The 1,311-nt window shown below is 37.1% G+C and carries 1 protein-coding gene; it reads right to left on the reverse strand.

Features of this window, described 5'->3' with window-relative positions; genetic code table 11:
* Positions 1-144: 144 nt before the first annotated feature.
* Entirely contained in the window at positions 145-1,020 is an 876-nt protein-coding gene (locus F9K23_18795) for a hypothetical protein (GenBank protein KAB2912562.1), read from the reverse strand.
* Positions 1,021-1,311 lie beyond the last annotated feature (291 nt).

Below are 1,311 nucleotides of genomic sequence, written 5' to 3' on the forward strand. Positions count from 1 at the left end.
GCCATGTTGGATGTTTACCTAGAACTTAACCCATCATTTTGCGAACCGCCGTATACGAGAACCGTACGTACGGTGGTGTGAGAGGCTCTCCCTGACGTGAAAGCGTCAGGGCAGTCTACTCGATTATGCGGTCGGCTTTCTTGTCTATTCGTCTTTTGCAACTCCATATGATTGCATCATTAATTCTTTTAACAAGTCTTTATTTTTTGATATATCGTTTTTGTCGACACGAATTCTGTATCTACCCCACTTGTTGTCATAGTCCATAGTGTCAAGTTTCGCATTGTCCAATTTTTCCTGAATTTCAGGTGAATGTTTAAGTCTTATTTCTAAAAGCATACTGCTTTTTTTGGCTCTAAATATTGCAAAATTGTTTGGCTGTCCATTTTTTGCTAACCCTATGTAATACTTATTGTATTTCAATTCAAGACCTGAGCTAAACTCTTTAACAATTTCTAAAAGTGTGTCCGCCAATGCTACAGTTTGTTTTGTGCCTTTGATTGTTTCCCAATAATTACGGTCAGTCACTTCTTTGGTTTCTTCATCTTCTTCAACAAGTCCAAGATTTACTTCGTCTAATACTGTTGTAAAAATTAACGACACTTCATTTTCTGAAAATTGGTACGCTGACATTTGAATTGCGATTAGTGGAATAAATCCATTAAATAGTCCGATTACATTTAAAAATCTGCTTGTAATGTCTTCAGCTATTATTACAGCACAGTGGTCGTATTGCGGATACCGTTTTCTTTCGATGTCCCAATACTCAATTGTCCGTATGATATGGCTCTCGTCAACTTTTCCAAGTTGGATTTCAACTTCGTATCTTCTTTTACTTTCTGCGTCTTGTAAAAGTAAATCAAGTCTACCCGCTTTTGGGTGAATACGTTCTTTGTCTTTAAGAATAAGGTCACCAAGTCCTAAAATTGTAGGGTCGTCAGCAATTACTTTTTGAACCCAAGTTTCATTAAGTTCTTTATGTGTCAGAAGATTTAATTTTTCAGGTCTTACCAATTTCATATTGTCGTTTTAATTTTTTGTTGTCGTCTTTTTTAAGCTGCCGCATAACGGTTTGCAGCTACCCGAAGGTGGCGATTTCGGAGAACTTCACTGTCAGCTAAGCACAAACTTTGATAGATGCACAAAGCTTGATTTAACCACTGAACCGCCACTTTTGGGTAGGTGCTGTGTGTGCCCTGCATGAGCAAAGCACACCTATCCGAAGCTTTATAAAAACATCAAATATGCAAATAAAAGATGTTAAAAGCAAAAGATAGGGGATTTAATTTTTTTTTCTAGAGGGTGAAAGTC

The organism is Bacteroidota bacterium, assembly GCA_008933805.1.
Taxonomy (GTDB): Bacteria; Bacteroidota; Bacteroidia; order UBA8524; family UBA8524; genus SB11.